This is a genomic window from Streptomyces sp. NPDC107528, assembly GCF_055639295.1.
Window position 1 is genome coordinate 391,193 of sequence record NZ_JBVKAV010000008.1, and the last position, 17,083, is coordinate 408,275.

15 protein-coding genes are annotated in these 17,083 nt (G+C 70.8%); 4 read left to right on the forward strand and 11 right to left on the reverse strand.

Annotation, left to right across the window (positions count from 1 at the left end; all coding sequences use genetic code 11):
* Positions 1–53: 53 nt before the first annotated feature.
* From ACZ7L5_RS26720 to ACZ7L5_RS26730, 3 genes are all read left to right on the forward strand, one after another.
* Entirely contained in the window at positions 54–512 is a 459-nt protein-coding gene (locus tag ACZ7L5_RS26720) for an NUDIX hydrolase (protein ID WP_471519385.1), read from the forward strand.
* A gap of 232 nt (positions 513–744) precedes the next feature.
* Positions 745–2,532 carry a TIGR03767 family metallophosphoesterase gene (locus ACZ7L5_RS26725; protein ID WP_471519387.1) on the forward strand — a complete coding sequence of 596 codons (1,788 nt, stop codon included), beginning with the start codon at positions 745–747 and terminating at the stop codon, positions 2,530–2,532.
* Positions 2,533–2,669: 137 nt separating this feature from the next.
* Positions 2,670–3,884, forward strand: a complete 1,215-nt coding sequence (locus tag ACZ7L5_RS26730; protein WP_471519389.1) for a serine hydrolase domain-containing protein — start codon at positions 2,670–2,672, stop codon at positions 3,882–3,884.
* Between the two features lie 80 nt (positions 3,885–3,964).
* Here ACZ7L5_RS26730 and ACZ7L5_RS26735 read toward each other — a convergent pair whose 3' ends face one another.
* Both ACZ7L5_RS26735 and pepN read right to left on the reverse strand, forming a co-directional pair.
* The gene (locus tag ACZ7L5_RS26735; protein ID WP_471519391.1) at positions 3,965–5,026 is read right to left on the reverse strand and encodes a hypothetical protein; all 1,062 of its coding nucleotides are present in this window, start codon (positions 5,024–5,026) and stop codon (positions 3,965–3,967) included.
* A gap of 207 nt (positions 5,027–5,233) precedes the next feature.
* The gene (pepN, locus tag ACZ7L5_RS26740; RefSeq protein ID WP_471519392.1) at positions 5,234–7,834 is read right to left on the reverse strand and encodes an aminopeptidase N; all 2,601 of its coding nucleotides are present in this window, start codon (positions 7,832–7,834) and stop codon (positions 5,234–5,236) included.
* 148 nt (positions 7,835–7,982) lie between these two features.
* Here pepN and ACZ7L5_RS26745 point away from each other — a divergent pair, with 148 nt between their 5' ends.
* Entirely contained in the window at positions 7,983–8,621 is a 639-nt protein-coding gene (locus tag ACZ7L5_RS26745; protein WP_471519395.1) for a mycothiol-dependent nitroreductase Rv2466c family protein, read from the forward strand.
* Positions 8,622–8,624: 3 nt separating this feature from the next.
* On the opposite strand, the gene ACZ7L5_RS26750 is transcribed toward ACZ7L5_RS26745, so the two are convergent.
* The 9 genes from ACZ7L5_RS26750 to ACZ7L5_RS26790 are packed head-to-tail and all read right to left on the reverse strand — an operon-like array spanning position 8,625 to position 17,082.
* On the reverse strand, positions 8,625–8,858 hold the full coding sequence (locus ACZ7L5_RS26750) for a hypothetical protein (RefSeq protein ID WP_471519397.1): 234 nt from the start codon (positions 8,856–8,858) through the stop codon (positions 8,625–8,627).
* Complete coding sequence (locus ACZ7L5_RS26755) at positions 8,858–9,913, reverse strand: glycerophosphodiester phosphodiesterase family protein (protein ID WP_471519398.1); 1,056 nt, start codon at positions 9,911–9,913, stop codon at positions 8,858–8,860. Before ACZ7L5_RS26755 ends, ACZ7L5_RS26750 begins: the two co-directional genes overlap by 1 nt.
* A gap of 26 nt (positions 9,914–9,939) precedes the next feature.
* Positions 9,940–11,367, reverse strand: coding sequence for an FGGY family carbohydrate kinase (locus ACZ7L5_RS26760; RefSeq protein WP_471519400.1), 1,428 nt, complete (start codon positions 11,365–11,367; stop codon positions 9,940–9,942).
* Positions 11,368–11,379: 12 nt separating this feature from the next.
* Entirely contained in the window at positions 11,380–12,408 is a 1,029-nt protein-coding gene (locus tag ACZ7L5_RS26765) for a 2-hydroxyacid dehydrogenase (protein ID WP_471519402.1), read from the reverse strand.
* Positions 12,405–13,490: an ABC transporter ATP-binding protein gene (locus ACZ7L5_RS26770; RefSeq protein WP_471519404.1), complete on the reverse strand. Its 1,086-nt coding sequence runs from the start codon at positions 13,488–13,490 to the stop codon at positions 12,405–12,407. Before ACZ7L5_RS26770 ends, ACZ7L5_RS26765 begins: the two co-directional genes overlap by 4 nt.
* Complete coding sequence (locus ACZ7L5_RS26775; protein ID WP_471519406.1) at positions 13,468–14,295, reverse strand: DeoR/GlpR family DNA-binding transcription regulator; 828 nt, start codon at positions 14,293–14,295, stop codon at positions 13,468–13,470. The genes ACZ7L5_RS26770 and ACZ7L5_RS26775 overlap by 23 nt, the downstream gene beginning before the upstream one ends.
* On the reverse strand, positions 14,292–15,377 hold the full coding sequence (locus ACZ7L5_RS26780; RefSeq protein WP_471519408.1) for an ABC transporter ATP-binding protein: 1,086 nt from the start codon (positions 15,375–15,377) through the stop codon (positions 14,292–14,294). The genes ACZ7L5_RS26775 and ACZ7L5_RS26780 overlap by 4 nt, the downstream gene beginning before the upstream one ends.
* On the reverse strand, positions 15,374–16,204 hold the full coding sequence (locus ACZ7L5_RS26785) for a carbohydrate ABC transporter permease (protein WP_391395333.1): 831 nt from the start codon (positions 16,202–16,204) through the stop codon (positions 15,374–15,376). The genes ACZ7L5_RS26780 and ACZ7L5_RS26785 overlap by 4 nt, the downstream gene beginning before the upstream one ends.
* Positions 16,201–17,082, reverse strand: a complete 882-nt coding sequence (locus tag ACZ7L5_RS26790; RefSeq protein ID WP_363041212.1) for a carbohydrate ABC transporter permease — start codon at positions 17,080–17,082, stop codon at positions 16,201–16,203. Before ACZ7L5_RS26790 ends, ACZ7L5_RS26785 begins: the two co-directional genes overlap by 4 nt.
* Position 17,083 lies beyond the last annotated feature (1 nt).

A 17,083-nucleotide genomic window follows, 5' to 3' on the forward strand; every position in this document is an offset into this window, starting at 1 on the left:
GCAAGCCGGAAAATCGCCTGCCGATCCGGGCCTCGCGCCTCTAATGTCCCTACGTGCAGAAGAAGTTGAGGGTGGCGGCCTACGCCATATGCGTGCGTGACGGACAACTCCTCCTCGCCCGGTCCCCGGCCCCCGGCGGCGGCTTCGAATGGGTGCTGCCCGGCGGCGGCATGGAGCACGGCGAGGACCCCTACGACACGGTCGTGCGGGAGGTGGAGGAGGAGACCGGCTACCTCGTCGAACCGACCGGCCTCCTCGGCCTCGACTCCGCCCACCGCGTCTTCCCGGCGCGCTTCGGCCGCGACGTCGACCACCACGGCGTCCGCCTCGTCTACGAGGCCCGCGTCACCGGCGGCGACCTGCGCTACGAGGCCGACGGCTCCACCGACATGGCGGCCTGGCATCCCCTGGACGACGTCCCGGACCTGACTCGCGTCTCCATGGTCGACAAGGGACTGGCGCTGTGGCGCGAGCGGCCGGCGGCGGGGCGCATCCAGGGCGCGGGCAAATAGCTTCACTACCCCGCAAGATGAACACGGAGTGACCGCGTCCCGGCCGTTCGAGGAGCGGCCGTGAACGCGGAGGGTGTCCCAAGATCCACGTACGGTGATCGGCGTTGCGCGTTGCCGCCCTGTTCATGCGCAGGTCATTCCCGGTGCCAACGATCCACAGTGAGCGGGATGTTCGCTTCGGCGGGCGCCCCGTGACCACTGCCGACGCGTTCGCACTCGGGGAGATCGCGCCATGTCGCGCATACGCTCTGTCGCCAGCTCCGCTGGGGTCCACCGCCGTACTCTGCTCGCCGCCACCGGTGCGGTGACCCTCTCCGCGGGGGTCGGTTACACCCTGCGGCCCACCGACAGCGAGGCCGCCACCACGGCGGGCCCCGCGAGCGCGCAGGGCGCCGGTGCGGGCAACGCCGCGGCCGAGGCGCCGGTCGGTGCCTCCCGCAAGCTGCCGGTCGCGCTCGCTCCGTACACGCGGGGCACCACGCTGGCCAATGTCGCCACCCCGCGCGGTACCCCCGGCTACCGCCGGCTCGGTGACGGCCCCGGCTGGCGCCGCGTCGTCCGTGACGACCTGGCTGCCCCCAAGGCGGACCGCGCGAAGCGGCGTACGGCGCTCGCCGCCTTCGTGCAGCTCACCGACCTGCACCTGATCGACGCCCAGCACCCGCTGCGGCTGGAGTACCTGCGCTCCACGGACGTGCACGCCTGGCGGCCGCAGGAGGCGCTGACCGTGCCCGGCGCGGTGGCGCTGGTCGAGCGGCTCAACGCCCTGCGGGGCGGTCCCGTCACCGGCGCCCCGCTCCACTTCGCGATGACCACCGGCGACAACACGGACAACAACTGCAAGTCCGAGCTGGAGTGGTTCCTCACGGTGATGAGCGGCGGCCGCGTCACCCCGAACACCGGTGACCCGCGGCAGTACGAGGGCGTCCAGAACAGCGGCCTGAAGCTGTACTGGCAGGCCGACGACAGCGTTCGCGACGCCGACAAGCAGGTCGGCTTCCCGCACATCGAGGGCTTCCTCGCCGCCGCGATCCGCGAGACGCGCAGCCCCGGTCTGAACATCCCGTGGTACTCGACGGTCGGCAACCACGACGCGATGCCGCTCGGCACGTACGCCTCGCACAGCGACTCCTACCTGACCGACCTGGCCGTCGGCGGCAAGAAGCTGATGAACGTCTCCGCCGCGGACGCCAAGAAGCTCCAGGACTCCCTCAAGCAGGACAAGGACCCGCGGGGCACCGTCTTCAAGGACTTCCTCAAGGCCCACGCCCGCTCGATGCGCTCGGTCACCCCGGACGAGAAGCGGGCGCCGTTCACGCCGAAGGACTACGTGCGGGCCCACCTGGACCCCGCCTTCCGCGGCCACGGCCCCGTCGGCCACGGCTACTCGACGGCCAACCTGGACGCGGGCACCCAGTACTACAGCTTCCGCATCGCCGACGACGTCATCGGCATCAGCCTCGACACCACCGACCCGGGCGGCCACTACGAAGGGTCCATCGGGGCGGCCCAGTTCAACTGGCTGGACAGGACGCTGCGGGAGAACAAGGACTCGTACGCGATCATCTTCAGCCACCACACCAGCAAGACGATGGGCAACCTCCGCCGTGACCCGGCCCGTCCGAGCGAGCGGCGCGTGGGCGGCGCCGAGCTGGTCAAGCTGCTGGGCGGGCACCGCAATGTCCTGGCCTGGGTGAACGGCCACATCCACAAGAACGTCATCACCCCGCACTCCGCCTCCGGCGGCCGCTCCTTCTGGGAGATCTCCACCGCCTCCCACGTCGACTTCCCCCAACTCGCCCGGATCATCGAGGTGGTGGACAACAAGGACGGCACGATCTCGCTGTTCACCACCCTCATCGAGTCCTCGGCCCCGCACGCCACCGACTTCACGGACCTCTCCCAGACGGGCCTGGCCGCCCTCTACCGCGAGCTGTCCCTCAACGCCCCCGGCGCGCGGTCGACGCTGGCGGGCGAGCGGGGGGACCGCAACACGGAACTGGTCCTGAAGAAGGCCTGAGCGGGCCCCGAAGCAGCCCTGAGCCGCACAACGGCCGAAACACGCTCAACTGCCGTCCCCCTCTTCAACCTTGGCGGCTCCCGCCCGGTCTCTCCCCCCGACCACGCTCGAAGTGAGCGGGCAGATGGGGGAAAGACATGAGCGTACGTACGACCCGCACCGCCCTCGTGGCGGCGACGGCGGTGACGCTGTCCGTGGCCCTCGCGGTCCCCGCGCTGGCGGCCACGCCCGCCGCACAGGGGCACGACGCGACCCGCAAGGCCATGGAGGCCGCCGTCGACACCGGCGTGCCCGGCGTGACGGCGACCGCGAAGGACGGCCGCGGCACCTGGTCGGCGACAGCGGGCGTCGGCAACCTCAGGACGGGCAAGCCGCGTGCGGCGGACGACCGCTACCGGGTGGGCAGCATCACCAAGACCTTCGTCGCCACCGTGCTGCTCCAGCTGGAGGCGGAGGGCGCGCTGTCCCTGGACGACACCGTCGAGGAGTGGCTGCCGGGCGTGGTGCGGGGCAACGGCCATGACGGCGGCCGGATCACCCTGCGCCAGCTCCTCAACCACACCAGCGGCATCTACAACTACACGGCGGACGACGACTTCGGCCGTACGTACTTCCTCAAGGACGGCTTCTTCGAGCACCGCTACGACACCAAGAAGCCCGCGGAACTGGTCGCGCTCGCCATGACCCACAAGCCGGACTTCGAGCCGGGGACGTCGTGGAACTACTCCAACACCAACTTCGTGCTCGCCGGAATGGTGATCGAGAAGGCCACGGGCCGCCCGTACGGCGCCGAGGTCCGCGACCGCATCATCAAGCCCCTGCGCCTGACCGCCACGTCCGTGCCCGGCACCCGGGTGAGCGTCCCGGGCCCCAGCAGCCGCGCCTACTCCAAGCTGGCGGAGACGGCGACGGGCCCGACGTACGACGTCACGAAGCTCAACCCGTCGCTGGCCTACGCGGCCGGCGAGATGATCTCCAACTCGGCCGACCTCAACCGCTTCTACTCGGCCCTCCTGCGCGGCAAGCTCCTGCCGCGCGAGCAGCTGGCCGAGATGACCACGACGATCCCCCTCGACGAGGCCAACAGCTACGGCCTCGGCCTGATGAAGACCAAGCTGACCTGCGGCGTCACGGTCTGGGGCCATGGCGGCGGCATCCATGGCTCGATATCCGAGGGGATCACGACCCGCGACGGCCGCCACGCCCTCGCCTTCAACTTCAACGGCGACTGGGCGGGGGACACCGCCGCGGTGATCGAGGCCGAGTTCTGCGGGAAGGGCGGGAAGGGCAAGGGGGAGGGAGAGGGCACGACGGCCGGGCGCACCGGGGCACGCGGCCCCAACCTCAGCTGACGGCATGAGGAGGGGCCGCGGGGCTCTCCGGCCCCGCGGCCCCTCCTCTCCCCTCCTGGTGCTGCCGTCCCGGTCCGTCACTACCGGGGCAGCACCACGACATACGCGGCCGGATCACGGTCCACCGCGGCCATCAGCGCCGTGCGGACCACCGCCGCCTGCTGCTCCATCGACTCCCGCAGCTTCTTCGGGGTGATGTGCACGACCGTGATGCCGAGCCGCTCCAAATGCTCGCGCTTGCGGGCGTACTCGGACCAGAGGGCGTCGTCGTCCTGCCGGTCGCCCTGGCGCGGGGCCCGGGTGTCGAGTTCGACGGCCACCGAGTGCTCCGGCCAGTACGCGTCGAGGCCGCCCAGGTGAGGGCCGCCCGGCAGGCGCAGGTCGACGTTCCAGACGGGGTCGGGGAGGCCGTGGTCGCGGACCATCTCGTACAGGCGGTCCTCCGCGATCGCGCGGCCCTCCGCGAGCAGGGAGTCCACCGCGTCCACCACGTGCGGGCGGGACAGCAGCTTCGCCTGGTTCAACTCCCGTACCACCGCAGCCGGTTCGCAGTGACCGCCCCGGACGGCCTCGGTCAGCAGCCGGCGTACTGCGCCCGCGTCCGTCAGCTCGGCCACCGCGTCGGCCAGGGCGCGCGGCACCGGGGCGACCGGGAGACCCGTCACCTGCTGAGGGGTGGGCAGTGCGGGGGTGCGCAGGATGCGGGCGCAGCCCGTGGAGCGCAGTCGGCGCATCCGCGGGACCAGGACGTCGACCGTGTCCAGCGCGGTGAGCGGCGGTGTGGCGGAGAAGCCGTGCAGGGTCAGCGCCGCGAGGCCCGTGATCACCGCGTCGGGGTAGCGGGGGGTGGCGTGGTCCTCGTCCGCGTTCGGCTGGGACGGCACCCCCGGTGTCCGCTCCCGTGCCGCGTACATCAGCACCGCGTGCAGGCGCTCCTCGCTGGTCGGCGGGCCGGGGTGGAGCAGGAAGACGCCGGGCAGGATCTGCTGCCAGGGGCCGCCCGGGCGGCACTGGTCGTTCATGTCGGCGTTCGCGACGCCGTGGGACTTCAGCTGTGCGGCCGTCATGACGCGGCGGTGCACCTCGGAGAGGTGACGAAGGGGGCGGGGGGAGAGCGGGGGGAGCGGGGCGTTGTGGTTCATGACCCGGAGGTTCCCGCGTCGGATCGGCCCTTTAACCGCTGTTACACGGCCGTCGACAAATACGGACAACATGGCACTAAAGGACGCGTGTTCGGATGCCGAGTAGGCACGGAAAACCCCTGGTCCGTTCGGGTGGGGCCAGGGGTTACGGCTGCTATTGCCTGAATTCCGTAACGGTCACGGACGGCCGTGATCGTTGGCCATAGGTCATCCGGCGGTTGACGCGTCGGCGGCCGCCGCGTCACACGCCTGCCCCCGCAGCCCCCGCGCCAGATCGTCCCGCGCCTCCAGCACCAGCCGCCGCAGCGCCGGCGCCGCGTCCTCGTGGGCCGCGAGCCACGCGTCCGTCGCGTCCAGCGTGGCCCGCGACTGCTGGAGCGCCGGGAACAGACCCTGGACCACGACCATGCCGATCTGAATGGACCGCTCGGCCCACACCCCCTCGATGGCGGCGAAGTACTTCTCGGCGTACGGCGCGAGCAGCTCCCGCTGGGACGGCTGGGAGAAGCCGGAGATGCTCGCCTCGACCAGGGCGTTGGACAGCGCGTCGGACTCGACGACCTGCGCCCACGCCTGCGCCTTCACGGCCGCCGACGGCCGGGCGGCGAGACAGCGGACCTGGTGACGCCTGCCGGACGCCGTGTCGTCCCGGGCCAGTTCGGCAGCCAGCACCGACTCGTCGGCCGCTCCGTGCGCGGCCAGCGGCTCCAGGAACGCCCAGCGCAGCTCCTGGTCGACATCCAGCCCCTCGACCTTCTCCGCGCCCTCCAGCAGCCCCCGCAGCAGCCCCAGGTCCTCCGGCCCCGACGCCACCGACGCGAGGAACCGCGCCCACGCCAACTGCTGCTCGCTGCCCGGCGCGGCGGCCCGCAGCTCCCGCAACGCACCCTCGGCCAGCAGCCGTTCGCCGGTCTGCCGCCACTCGGGCGCCACATAGTTGACCAGCGACGAGTTCGCCCACGCATGCAGCATCTGCAGCACGCCGATGTCGGACTCGCGCCCCGCGAACCGCAGCACCAGATCCACGAACTCCCGCGCCGGCAGCAGCGCGTCCCGCGTCATGTTCCACAGCGCCGACCAGCACTGGGCACGGGCCAGCGGGTCGGTCAGCGCGCCCAGGTGCTCCCGCAGCGTCGCCAGGGAGGTCTCGTCGAAGCGGGTCTTGCAGTACGTCAGGTCGTCGTCGTTGACCATCACCAGCTCCGGCGCCTCGGCGCCCGCCAGTTCCGCCACGACCGTGCGCGGACCGTCGACGTCGACCTCGGCCCGCGCGTACCGCTCCAGCGAACCGTCCGAGCCCCGCCGGTACAGGCCCACCGCCACCCGGTGCGGGCGCAGTTCGGGGTGCGACTCCGCCGCCTCCTGCACGACCGCGAGCTCGTCGATCCGGCCCTCGGCGTCCAACAGCACCTGCGGGGTCAGCGAGTTGACGCCCGCCGTCTGCAGCCAGGAGCGCGCCCATACGCCCAAGTCCCGGCCGCTGGTCTCCTCCAGCGCCGACAGTAGATCACCGAGCCGGGTGTTGCCGTACGCGTGCCGCTTGAAGTAGCGCCGCGCACCCTCCAGGAACGCGTCCTGCCCGACGTACGCGACGAGTTGCTTCAGTACCGAAGCGCCCTTGGCATATGTGATGCCGTCGAAGTTGAGCTTCGCGTCCTGGAGGTCGCGGATGTCCGCGGTGATCGGGTGCGTGGAGGGCAGCTGGTCGGCGCGGTAGGCCCAGGCCTTGCGGCGGTTGGCGAAGGTGATCCAGGCGTCCTTGAAGCGGGTCGCGCCGACGTTCGCGAACGTGCCCATGAAGTCCGCGAAGGACTCCTTCAGCCACAGGTCGTCCCACCACTCCATGGTGACCAGGTCGCCGAACCACATGTGCGCCATCTCGTGCAGGATGACGTTCGCCCGGCCCTCGTACGACGACCGCGTGACCTTGCCGCGGAAGATGAACTCCTCCCGGAAGGTCACGATCCCCGGGTTCTCCATCGCGCCGAGGTTGTACTCGGGCACGAACGCCTGGTCGTACTTCCCGAAGGGGTACGGGTAGTCGAAGTGGTCGTGGAAGAAGTCCAGGCCCTGCTTGGTGACCAGGAAGACGTCGTCGGCGTCGAAGTACGGGGCGAGCCCCTTGCGGCACATCGCGCCGAGCGGGATCTCAAGCGTGGCGCCGTCGGCGAACGTGCGGGAGTACGAGTCCGTGACGTAGTGGTACGGGCCCGCCACGACACACGTGATGTACGTCGAGATCGGCTTGGTCTCCGCGAACCGCCAGGTGCCGTCGGCGAGCTCACCGGCCCCGTTGCTCCACACCGTCCACCCCTCGGGCGCCCGCACCTCGAAGCGGAACGGCGCCTTGAGGTCCGGCTGCTCGAAGTTCGCGAAGACGCGGCGGGAGTCGGCCGGCTCGTACTGCGTGTAGAGGTAGACCTCGCCGTCCTCCGGGTCGACGAAGCGGTGCATGCCCTCACCGGTGCGGGAGTAGGCGCACTGCGCGTCGACGACGAGCTCGTTGTCCGCGGCGAGGTCCTCCAGGACGATCCGCGAGCCGTCGAAGACCTCGCTCGGGTCCAGGTCCCTGCCGTTCAGGGAGACGGCCGTCACACTCGGCGCGATCAGGTCCGCGAAGCTGGTCGCGCCGGGCTCGGCGCACCGGAAACGGATCGTGGTGACCGAGCGGAAGGTGCGCGGGGCCCCGCTCTCAAGGTCCCCGTCGCCGAGTGCGGAACGCACGTCGAGGGACACGTCGTACCCGTCGACGGCAAGCAGGGCGGCCCGCTCGCGGGCCTCATCGCGGGACAGATTCTCACCGGGCACGAGCGGTACTCCCTCGGGTGGTGTTCAGTATGCGGACAGCCCCGATCCTGCCATGCACCTCTCACCCACGGCACCGGGGAATGGCGGGGCGAGCAGCGGTGTTGCCCGAGAGGTTCGGCTGAGACCTGCTTGCCTCATGAGGAGAGACATGTCGGAGAAGACCCCCGTCGACTTCTGGTTCGACCCGCTGTGCCCCTGGGCCTGGATGACCTCCCGTTGGGTGCTGGAGGTGGAGAAGGTCCGTGACATCGAGGTCCGCTGGCATGTGATGAGCCTGGCCGTTCTCAACGAGGACAAGCTGGACGACCTGCCCGAGGAATACCGCGACATGCTCGCCACCAAGGCGTGGGGCCCGGTCCGGGTCGTCATCGCCGCGCAGGAGCTGCACGGCGCCGAAGTGCTCGGTGACCTCTACACCGCCCTCGGCACCCGCATCCACAACCAGGGCGAGGGCCTCGGCAAGGAGACGGTCGCCGCCGCCCTGAAGGACGCCGGCCTGCCGGACTCCCTCATAGACCACTGGGACGGCACCGAGTACGAGCCGCAGCTGCGCGCCTCCCACAAGGAGGGCATCGACAAGGTCGGCCAGGAGGTCGGCACCCCCGTCATCGCCGTCCCCGGCGCCGACGGCGAGCAGATCGCCTTCTTCGGCCCGGTCGTCACCCCGGCCCCCCAGGGCGAGGACGCCGCGAAGCTGTGGGACGGCACCCTCGCCGTGGCCTCCGTGCCGGGCTTCTACGAGATCAAGCGGACGCGGACGAAGGGGCCGGACTTCAGCAACCTGTAGGGCTCAGTCGCCGGCTGCGGTCTCCTTTGCGAGGAACTTCTCCGGGAGGCGGCCGTAGCCGGCCTTGTTGAACTGCGGGTAGTACGTCAGACAGTCCTTGCCGGTGCACCGCCACAGGTTGTCCACGAAGAAGCCCGGCCCCTCCTTCTCCCGTACCGCCGCCCTCTCCTCCTTGTCGAGGTACCGGAAGATCTGCATGGTGCCGCAGGTCGGGCAATCCAGTGTGCGGGTCCTCATCAACCCCTCCTCGCCATCACCGCCAGATCGGGGAAGTCGGTCACCACCGCATCGACCCCCAGCCCGTAGTACAGCGCGTACTCGGCGAACGCGTCCCCGAAATCGTTCGCTCCGCTACCGCGCCGGAATTGCGCGGGCAGGAACTGGTTCTCCGCGCGGAAGGTGTACGGCCCGATCCGCAGCCCCGCCGCATGCGCGTCCGCGACGAGCGACGTACCGGCGACCGACGACTTGTCCGGCCCGATCCAGTCCGCGTACTCGGCGATCCGCGCCAGCCCCGCCGGGCTCATCATGTCCTTGTACGTCGTCGGATCACCGGCCGAGACCAGGTCGTACGGCCCACCCGTGGTCCCCAGCGCCTGCCACAGCGGCACCCTCAGCCGCTGAGCCGCGATCCGTTTCAGACTCGTCGGCTCGAAGGACTGCACCACGCACTCACGTGAGCCGAGCCGGTTGCGACGGATCACGTACGCGAGCTTCGGCTCCAACGGCAGGCCGATCGAGCGGAAGTACGTCGGGTGCTTGGTCTCCGGGAAGACGGCGATCGTACGGCCGTACGTCTTCGACAGCAGGCGCGCGAGGTCCACCACCTCCTGGAAGGTGAGGATTTCCTCCCGGCCGTCGAACACCGTGTTGCGGTTGCGGACCAGCGGCAGCCGCTCCACCGCTCGCAGCGTCTTCAGCTCCGCCAGCGTGAAGTCCTCCGTGAACCAGCCGGTCACCGCCCGCCCGTCCACCGTCTTCGTCGTCCGGCGGTCCGCGAACTCCGGGTGCGACGCCACGTCCGTCGTCTGCGAGATCTCGTTCTCGTGCCGGACGACCAGGACGTGGTCCTTCGTCGGGACGAGGTCCGGTTCGATCCAGTCGGCGCCGGTCTGCACGGCGTACGTGTAGGAGGCCGCCGTGTGTTCGGGGCGCCACCCGGCCGCGCCGCGATGGCCGATGACGACCGGCCGCGTCGAAGGGCGGGGGTCGGCGGTCGCCGGTGTGGGTACGGCCGCGGCCGCCGTGGTGCCGGCGGCCGCGAGCAGCAGGGATCTACGTCTCGGATGCATGCAACTCCCTTTCCTCGTACGCCTCTTCAGATGCGTCGTGCCCGGTGGCGCGCCTCGGTCAGGCGGGCCAGGTGGTCCTCGTACGCCCTCACGTAGTACGCCGCCCGCTCTCCGTCCGGCTCGACCACAGCCGTCGGCCGCGTCCACGCCTCCGCGTCCAGCGCCACCCCGTACCGCTCGGCCGCCGCCAGCACCGCGCCCCGCGCGCCCACCTCGCCCTCGACGACCCGCAGCGGGCGCCCGAGGACATCGGCGAGCAGCCGCATCCAGGCCGGGCTGCGCGTGCCGCCGCCGCACACGGCCAGCGTCCCGGTGAGGCCCGCCGCCTCCAGACAGTGCCGGGCCGCGTAGCCGATGCCCTCGCAGGTCGCCCGGACCAGATCGGCGCGGGTCGACTCCAGGGAGACACCGGTCAGTTCGGCGCGCAGACGGGGCTCGACGAAGGGCGCGCGCTCACCCGACGGCGCGAAGTACGGCAGGACACGGACGCCGTGCGCGCCCGGCGGGGTCTCGGCCAGCAGCCCGTCGACCTCCTCGTGCCGGACGCCCGTCGTCGACAGCACCCAGTCCAGCGCGGCCGTACCGACCATCGCGGGCATCGCGCGCAGCCAGTGCCCCGGGCGGTCGGTGTTGATGTAGAGCCCGGCCGGCTCGCCGGTCAGGTCGAGGTCGGTGGTCGCGACCAGGCTGGCCAGACAGGTGCCGACGATGAGCAGACCGTCGCCGGGGGACGTCACGCCCGCGCCGAGCGCGCAGGCCGGGAGGTCGTACGGGCCGTTCGCGATGCGGGTCCCGGGCGGGAGGCCCTCGCCACGGGTCTGCGCGGTCGCGACCGGGTCGCTCACCGGGGCGAGGAGGCCGCGGCGGTGGGCCAGGCCCAGAAGTTCGACCACTCGGTTGTCGTAGGTCCGGGTGCGGGGGTCGAGGAAGGGCATGGAGGCGTCCGACACGTCCGTCGTCGGGACTGCTCCCGTCAGCCGCTGGAACACCATGTCCTTGCAGTAAAGCGCGGCCCTCGCGGCATCCAGCGCCTTCGGCTCGTGACTGTCCAGCCAGGCGAGGAGCGGTCCCGGAGACCCCGGGAACATCGCGCCGCCCGTCCGCCGGAACACCGTCTCGAACGTGCCGTCCGCCAGCCAGCGGTCGACCAGTTCGTGCGCCCGGCCGTCCATCCAGGAGGCGGCGGGGCGCACGGGGAGCCCGTCGGCGTCCACCAGCCATACGCCGTCGCCTTGGCCGGTCAGACCGGCCAGCTCGATCTGTTCCGGCACCCGTTCGGTGACCTCGCGGAGGACGGCCACCACCGCCCCGTACACCTCCTCCATGTCCTGCTCGACGAACCCGCCGTGCAGGGCCAGGTCCACCGGGCGGGCGGCGACCGCGAGTTCACGGCCCGCCGAGTCGAACGCGGCAGCCTTCACCGTGGACGTGCCTACATCGATACCGACGTACATTCCAACCTCACCTCAGGTCAGGCAGTGCGCGAGGGGCTCTCCGCGCAGCCAGCGGCTCACTTCCTCGGCGGCGATGCGGGCCGCCTTCTCCGCGACCGCGCGGGACGCTCCGCCCAGGTGGGGGGTCAGGACGACGCGGTCGGCCAGGGCGTGCAGGCGGGAGGTCGGGGGCAACGGCTCCTGGGCGTACGTGTCCAGGGCCGCCGCCGACAGATGGCCGTTCTCCAGTGCGGTGCACAGGGCGTCCTCGTCCAGGAGTGGGCCGCGGGCCGCGTTGACGACCACCGCGCCCCGCGGGAGCAGGGCGAGTTCGCGGGCGCCGATCAGGCCTCGGGTCTCGGTGGTGAGGCGGGCGTGGAGGGTGATCACCCGGGAGGCGCGCAGGAGGTCGTCCAGGGACGCGACCCGTAGGCCGTGGATCTCGCCGTGGACGTAGGGGTCGTGGACCATGACCCGTGCCCCGAAGGCGCACAGCACGCGCGCGACCCTGCTGCCCACGGCCCCGTAGCCGACCAGGCCGACCGGCAGGTCCTCCAGTTCCAGGCCGCTGTGCTCGTAGGTGTAATAAGTGGCCCCCTCCCAACTGCCCTGCCGGGCAAGGAGGTCGTGGGCCTGGGGGATGCGGCGCAGCGCCGCGAGCATCAGGCCGACCGTGAACTCGGCCGTGGCGGCGGCGTTGCGGCCGGGCGCGTAGCAGACCCGGACGTCGTGCCGCTTGGCCGCGTCCAGGTTGACGTTCACCGGGCCGCCGCGGCAGACGACGACCAGGCGGAGGTCGGGACAGGCGTCGAGGACGCGTTCCGTGACCGGGCCCATCTGGGTGACCAGCACCTGCGCACCGGCGAGTGCCTCGATCAGCTCGTCCTCGGCATCGCTCGCCTCCGTCACCTCCGCCACCGGGCCGAAGGGGTCGAGCGGCCAGCCGAGGGTCAACTCGGCCACGTCGCAGGCGAGTTCGGGGCCGAGTGCCGCTCTGATCAGCGACGGCAGGATGAAGTGGTCGCCCGCGGCCACCACACGCACGCTGTTCCCTTTGGTCATCGCAGGGTGTCTCCTGTCTCGGCGTCGAAGACGTGGGTGAGGTGGGGGTCGGCGGTGACGTGGACGCGGTCGTCGTGGGCGAGGCGGACCTCGGGGGCGGTGAGGACGACGAGGGGGTTCTCGACGCCGTCGAGGGCGAGGGTGGCGATGCCCGACTCCAGGAGTGGTTCGTGGGCGACGACGCGGGCGGGCAGGCCGCCGTCGTCCTCGCCGGTCAGGGTCAGGTCCTCGGGGCGGATGCCGACCACCACCTCGCGGCCCTCCGGCAGCGGTACCGGCAGCGCGATCCGTACCGTGTCGGAGAGTCGGGCGTGGGCGTCGGTGTCCGTGATGCCGGGGAGGAGGTTGATCGCGGGCTCGCCGACGAAGTCCGCGACGAAGACATTGGCGGGGCTGTCGTAGATCTCGTACGGGGTGCCGAGCTGCTGGATGACGCCGTCCTTCATCACGGCGATCCGGTCGGCGAGAGACAGGGCCTCCTCCTGGTCGTGGGTGACCAGGATGGTCGTATGGCCCAGGTCGCGCTGGATGCGCTTGAGTTCGCGGCGGGTCGTGTCGCGCTGGGCGGCGTCGAGGTGGGACAGCGGCTCGTCGAGGAGGAGGACGTCCGGTTCGCGGATCAGGGCCCGGGCCAGGGACACGCGCTGCTTCTGGCCGCTGGAGAGGCCGGCGGGGTGGGCGTCCAGGATGGCGGTGAGGTCGACGCGTGCGGCGATCTCCTTGACCTTGCGGTCGACGTCGGCCCGGTCGGCTCGTCTGCGTGCCCTCAGGCCGAAGGAAAGGTTCTGCGCCACCGTCAGCGGCGGGTAGAGCGCGTAGTTCTCGAACGCGACCCCGATGTTGCGCTGCTGGGCCGATCGCGCGGTCACGGACGCCCCGCCCACCAGGATGTCCCCGCCGGTCACCGTCTCCAGCCCCGCGATCATGCGCAGGGTGGTGGACTTTCCGCAGCCCGACGGGCCCAGGAGGCCGAGCAGTTCCCCGGAGCGCAGGGCGAGGTCGATGCCGCGCACGGCGTCCACGGCCGGGCGGCCCCGTGCCCGGTAGGTCTTGCGCAGATCACGTAGCTCCAGCTCGGTCATCGCTGCCCTTCGTCGCGCATACCTCGTAACGGACCTTGTGCTCGTCCAGGTCCCGCAGTGCCTCCGCCGACGCCCCGTCGTCCACGAGGAGCAGGTCGAAGCGGGAGAGGGGGACCACCCGGTGCAGGGCGACGCGGGCGAGCTTGGTGTGGTCGATCAGCAGGATGTTGCGGGCGGCCGCGTCGAGCATGGCCCGCTTCACCGACACGATGTGCTGCTCCTGGTGGTAGGCGAAACCCCCGCGCACGGCCGACGTCGACGCGAAGCAGACGTCCACGCGCAGCTGCTCGATCGCCTCGACGCAGGAGACGCCGAGGAAGGACGAGTGCAGCGGGTCGTAATCGCCGCCCAGAGCCATGAGGTGGATGCCGCGCTGGTCGGAGAGGAGGTTGATCGCTTCCAGGAAGTTGGTCACGACCGTGAGCGGGGTGACCTCGCCGAGGCGCAGCCTGCGGGCTATCTCCAGGGTGGAGGTGGAGTCGTCCAGCATGATGGCCATGCCGGGCTCGATCAGCTTCAGCGCACGGTCGGCCACGGCGGCCTTCTGCGCCCGCATGGTCTTCAGCCGGTACTGGACGTTGGACTCGAAGACACCGGACGGCTGCGCGGTCACCCCGCCCCTCGACTTCCGTACGATTCCCTGCCGTTCGAGTTCGTCGAGGTCCCGGTGGATCGTCATCAGGCTCACGCCGAACCGCTCGGCCAACTCGGCCGCCGTCGCCGAGCCGTCGGCGAGGACCTGCTCGGCCATGGCGGCCTGGCGGGCCGCGGGGCCCTGCTGACCGCCGCTGTGGTTGCTGCTCATCGTGTCTCGATCCGTCGTCCTGGACGCTCCGGCCGGTCGGCCTCGAACAGCAGCAGGTTCTCAGGCCGGACCGACAGCCGGACCGGATCGTCGGGTCGAAGGCCGGCCGCGTCGCCGCGCGGGGCGACCAGCGACGCGTGCTGCTCGCCGAGCCGGACGGTGACCTCCACGGACCGGCCGAGCACCTCGGTGACGTAGACGGTGCCGGTGAGCTCGTGTCCCCGGCCGTTCAGCTCGATGTCCCGTGGGCGGACGCCGACCAGAACCTCCGTGCCGGGGGCGGCGTCGGCCCGCATCGGCAGCTCGACCTTGCCGTCCGCCGAGCGGAAGCTCCCGTCGGGCGCGAGGGCTCCCGGCAGCAGGTTGATGCGGGGCCGCCCGAAAGCGCGGGCGACCTCCGTGTCGTGGGGCCGGTACCAGATCTCCTCCCGCGTCCCCGTCTGCACGATCCGCCCGCCCCGGATGACCCCGATCCGGTCGCCGAGCGCCAGCGCCTCGACGGAGTCGTGGGTGACGTAGAGGGTGGTCGTGCGCCGCACCGCCCCGATCGCCTTCAGCTCGGCCCGCATCTGCTGGCGCAGCTTGGCGTCGAGGTGGGACAGGGGCTCGTCGAGGAGGAAGGCCCGGGCCGGGCGGACCAGGACGCGGCCGAGGGCGACGCGCTGCCGCTGGCCGTTGGAGAGGTGGCCGACCGGACGGTCCAGCAGGGCCGAGATGCCGAGGAGTTCGGCCACCTCGCCGATCCGTTCCCGGGCCTGCGCAGCGGGGAGGCGGTGCCGGGGGGAGCGGAGCGGCGAGGCGAGATTGTCGTAGGCCGACTTGTGCGGGTAGAGGGCGTAGCTCTCGAAGCACATCGCCACGCCACGGTCGTAGGGCTCGATGCCGCGCATGTCCTTGCCGTCGAGTTCGACCGTGCCGGCGTCGGGCGTCTCCAGCCCGGCGACGGTCTTCAGGGTGGTGGTCTTGCCGGCGCCGGACGGGCCGAGCAGGCAGAAGAACTCGCCCTCGTGCACGTCCAGTTCCAGCCCGTCGAGCGCGGTGACCTTGCCGTACGCCTTGCGGATCTCCCTCAGGCGGATCACGACTTCACCGCCCCGAACGACAGCCCCCGCACCAGATACCGCTGGATGGTGAGGGCCAGCAGCAGCGGCGGTACGACGGAGACGAGCGCGGCGGCGGCCGTGAGGTTGTACTTGGGCCGGTCCCCGCCCAGGAAGGACAGCGCGCCCACGGTCACGGTCTGCGCCTCGTTGGAGGTCAGGATCAGCGGGAAGACGAAGTTGTTCCAGGCGAAGATGAAGGCGAGCAGGGACACGGCCGCCACTCCCGGCTTCACCAGCGGGAGCGCCACCCTCATGAACGCCTGTTTGCGTGTGTAGCCGTCCAGCAGCGCCGCCTGCTCCAGTTCGGGCGTGAGGTCGGCGAAGTACGACCGCATGATCCACACGATCAGAGGCAGCGTGACCAGCTGGAGCACCCACACCATGCCGACGTACGTGTCGAAGAGTCCGAGCTTCTGGTACAGCACGAACAGCGGAATGATCACGGTGAGTTCGGGTGCGAACCGGAACGACAGCAGCGTGAACATCAGGTTCTCGGAGCCCTTGAAACGCCAGCGTGCGGAGGCGTACGCGGCCGGCAGCCCGACCAGGAGCGACAGCACGACCGCTCCCACCGACACCACCAGGCTGTTGACGAAGAACCGCACGAACGGGATGCCCTCGCTGTCGCCGAGGACCGTGCGGTAGCCGTCGAGGGTGGGGGAGAAGGAGAAGTAGGTGGAGAAGAGCTGGTTCGTCGGCTTCAGCGACAGGATCACCATCCAGGCGATCGGGAACAGCGCGAAGACGAAGTAGAGGATGAGGGCGGCGTCGGCCAGCCACCCCAACAGGCGCTTCTTGACGGTCATTTCACCTCCGCGGCCTTCCGCTGGATCTTCCCCAGGTGCTTCACCAGCACCATCGCGGCGAGATACACCACGGCCCACAGCACGATCGTGTAGCTGATCCCGAACGAGTACCGCTGGAAGCGGATCGCCTCCAGGTAGGCGCGGATCTGGAGCACGACGGTCGAGTCGCCCGGCCCGCCCTCGGTGAGGGCGTAGATGATGTCGAACACCTTCAGCGAGTCCATGAACCGGAAGATCACCGCCACCAGGACGTACGGCCACAGCATCGGCAGCGTCAGACGCCGGAAGGTGTACCACCAGCCCGCCCCGTCGACGGCCGCCGCCTCGAAGGGAGAGGTCGGCAGGGAACGCAGGCCGGCGAGGGCGAGGATCGCCACGAACGGGGTGTAGACCCAGACGTCCACGGCGATCGACGACAGCAGGGCGCCGGTCGGCGTGTCCGTCCACTGGACTCCGCCCAGCCCGAAGGGTCTCAGCAGGTAGTTGATCACCCCCACCGACGGCTGGAGCATCAGCTTCCAGATGATCGCCGCGATCACCGGCGCGATCATCAGCGGCAGGATGAGGATCTTCTCCAGCACCCTCCCGACCAGCGACGACCGGTGCAGCAGCAGGGCGACGGCGACCCCGAGGACCGTCTCGACGGCGGCGGCCCCCACCGCGTACAGCACCGTCACCCACGCCGAGTTCCAGAAGGCCTCCTGCGTGAAGACGGTCTCGTAGTTCTCGAACCGCACCATGTCCGGCTGGGGCTTGCTCGCCGAGAAGTCGAACAGGGTGTAGTAGAGGCCGAGCCCGAAGGGGTAGAGGATTCCGCAGGTCAGGAGCAGGGCGGGGACGATCAGGACGTACGGGCGAAGGGCGAGCCGCCATCCCATC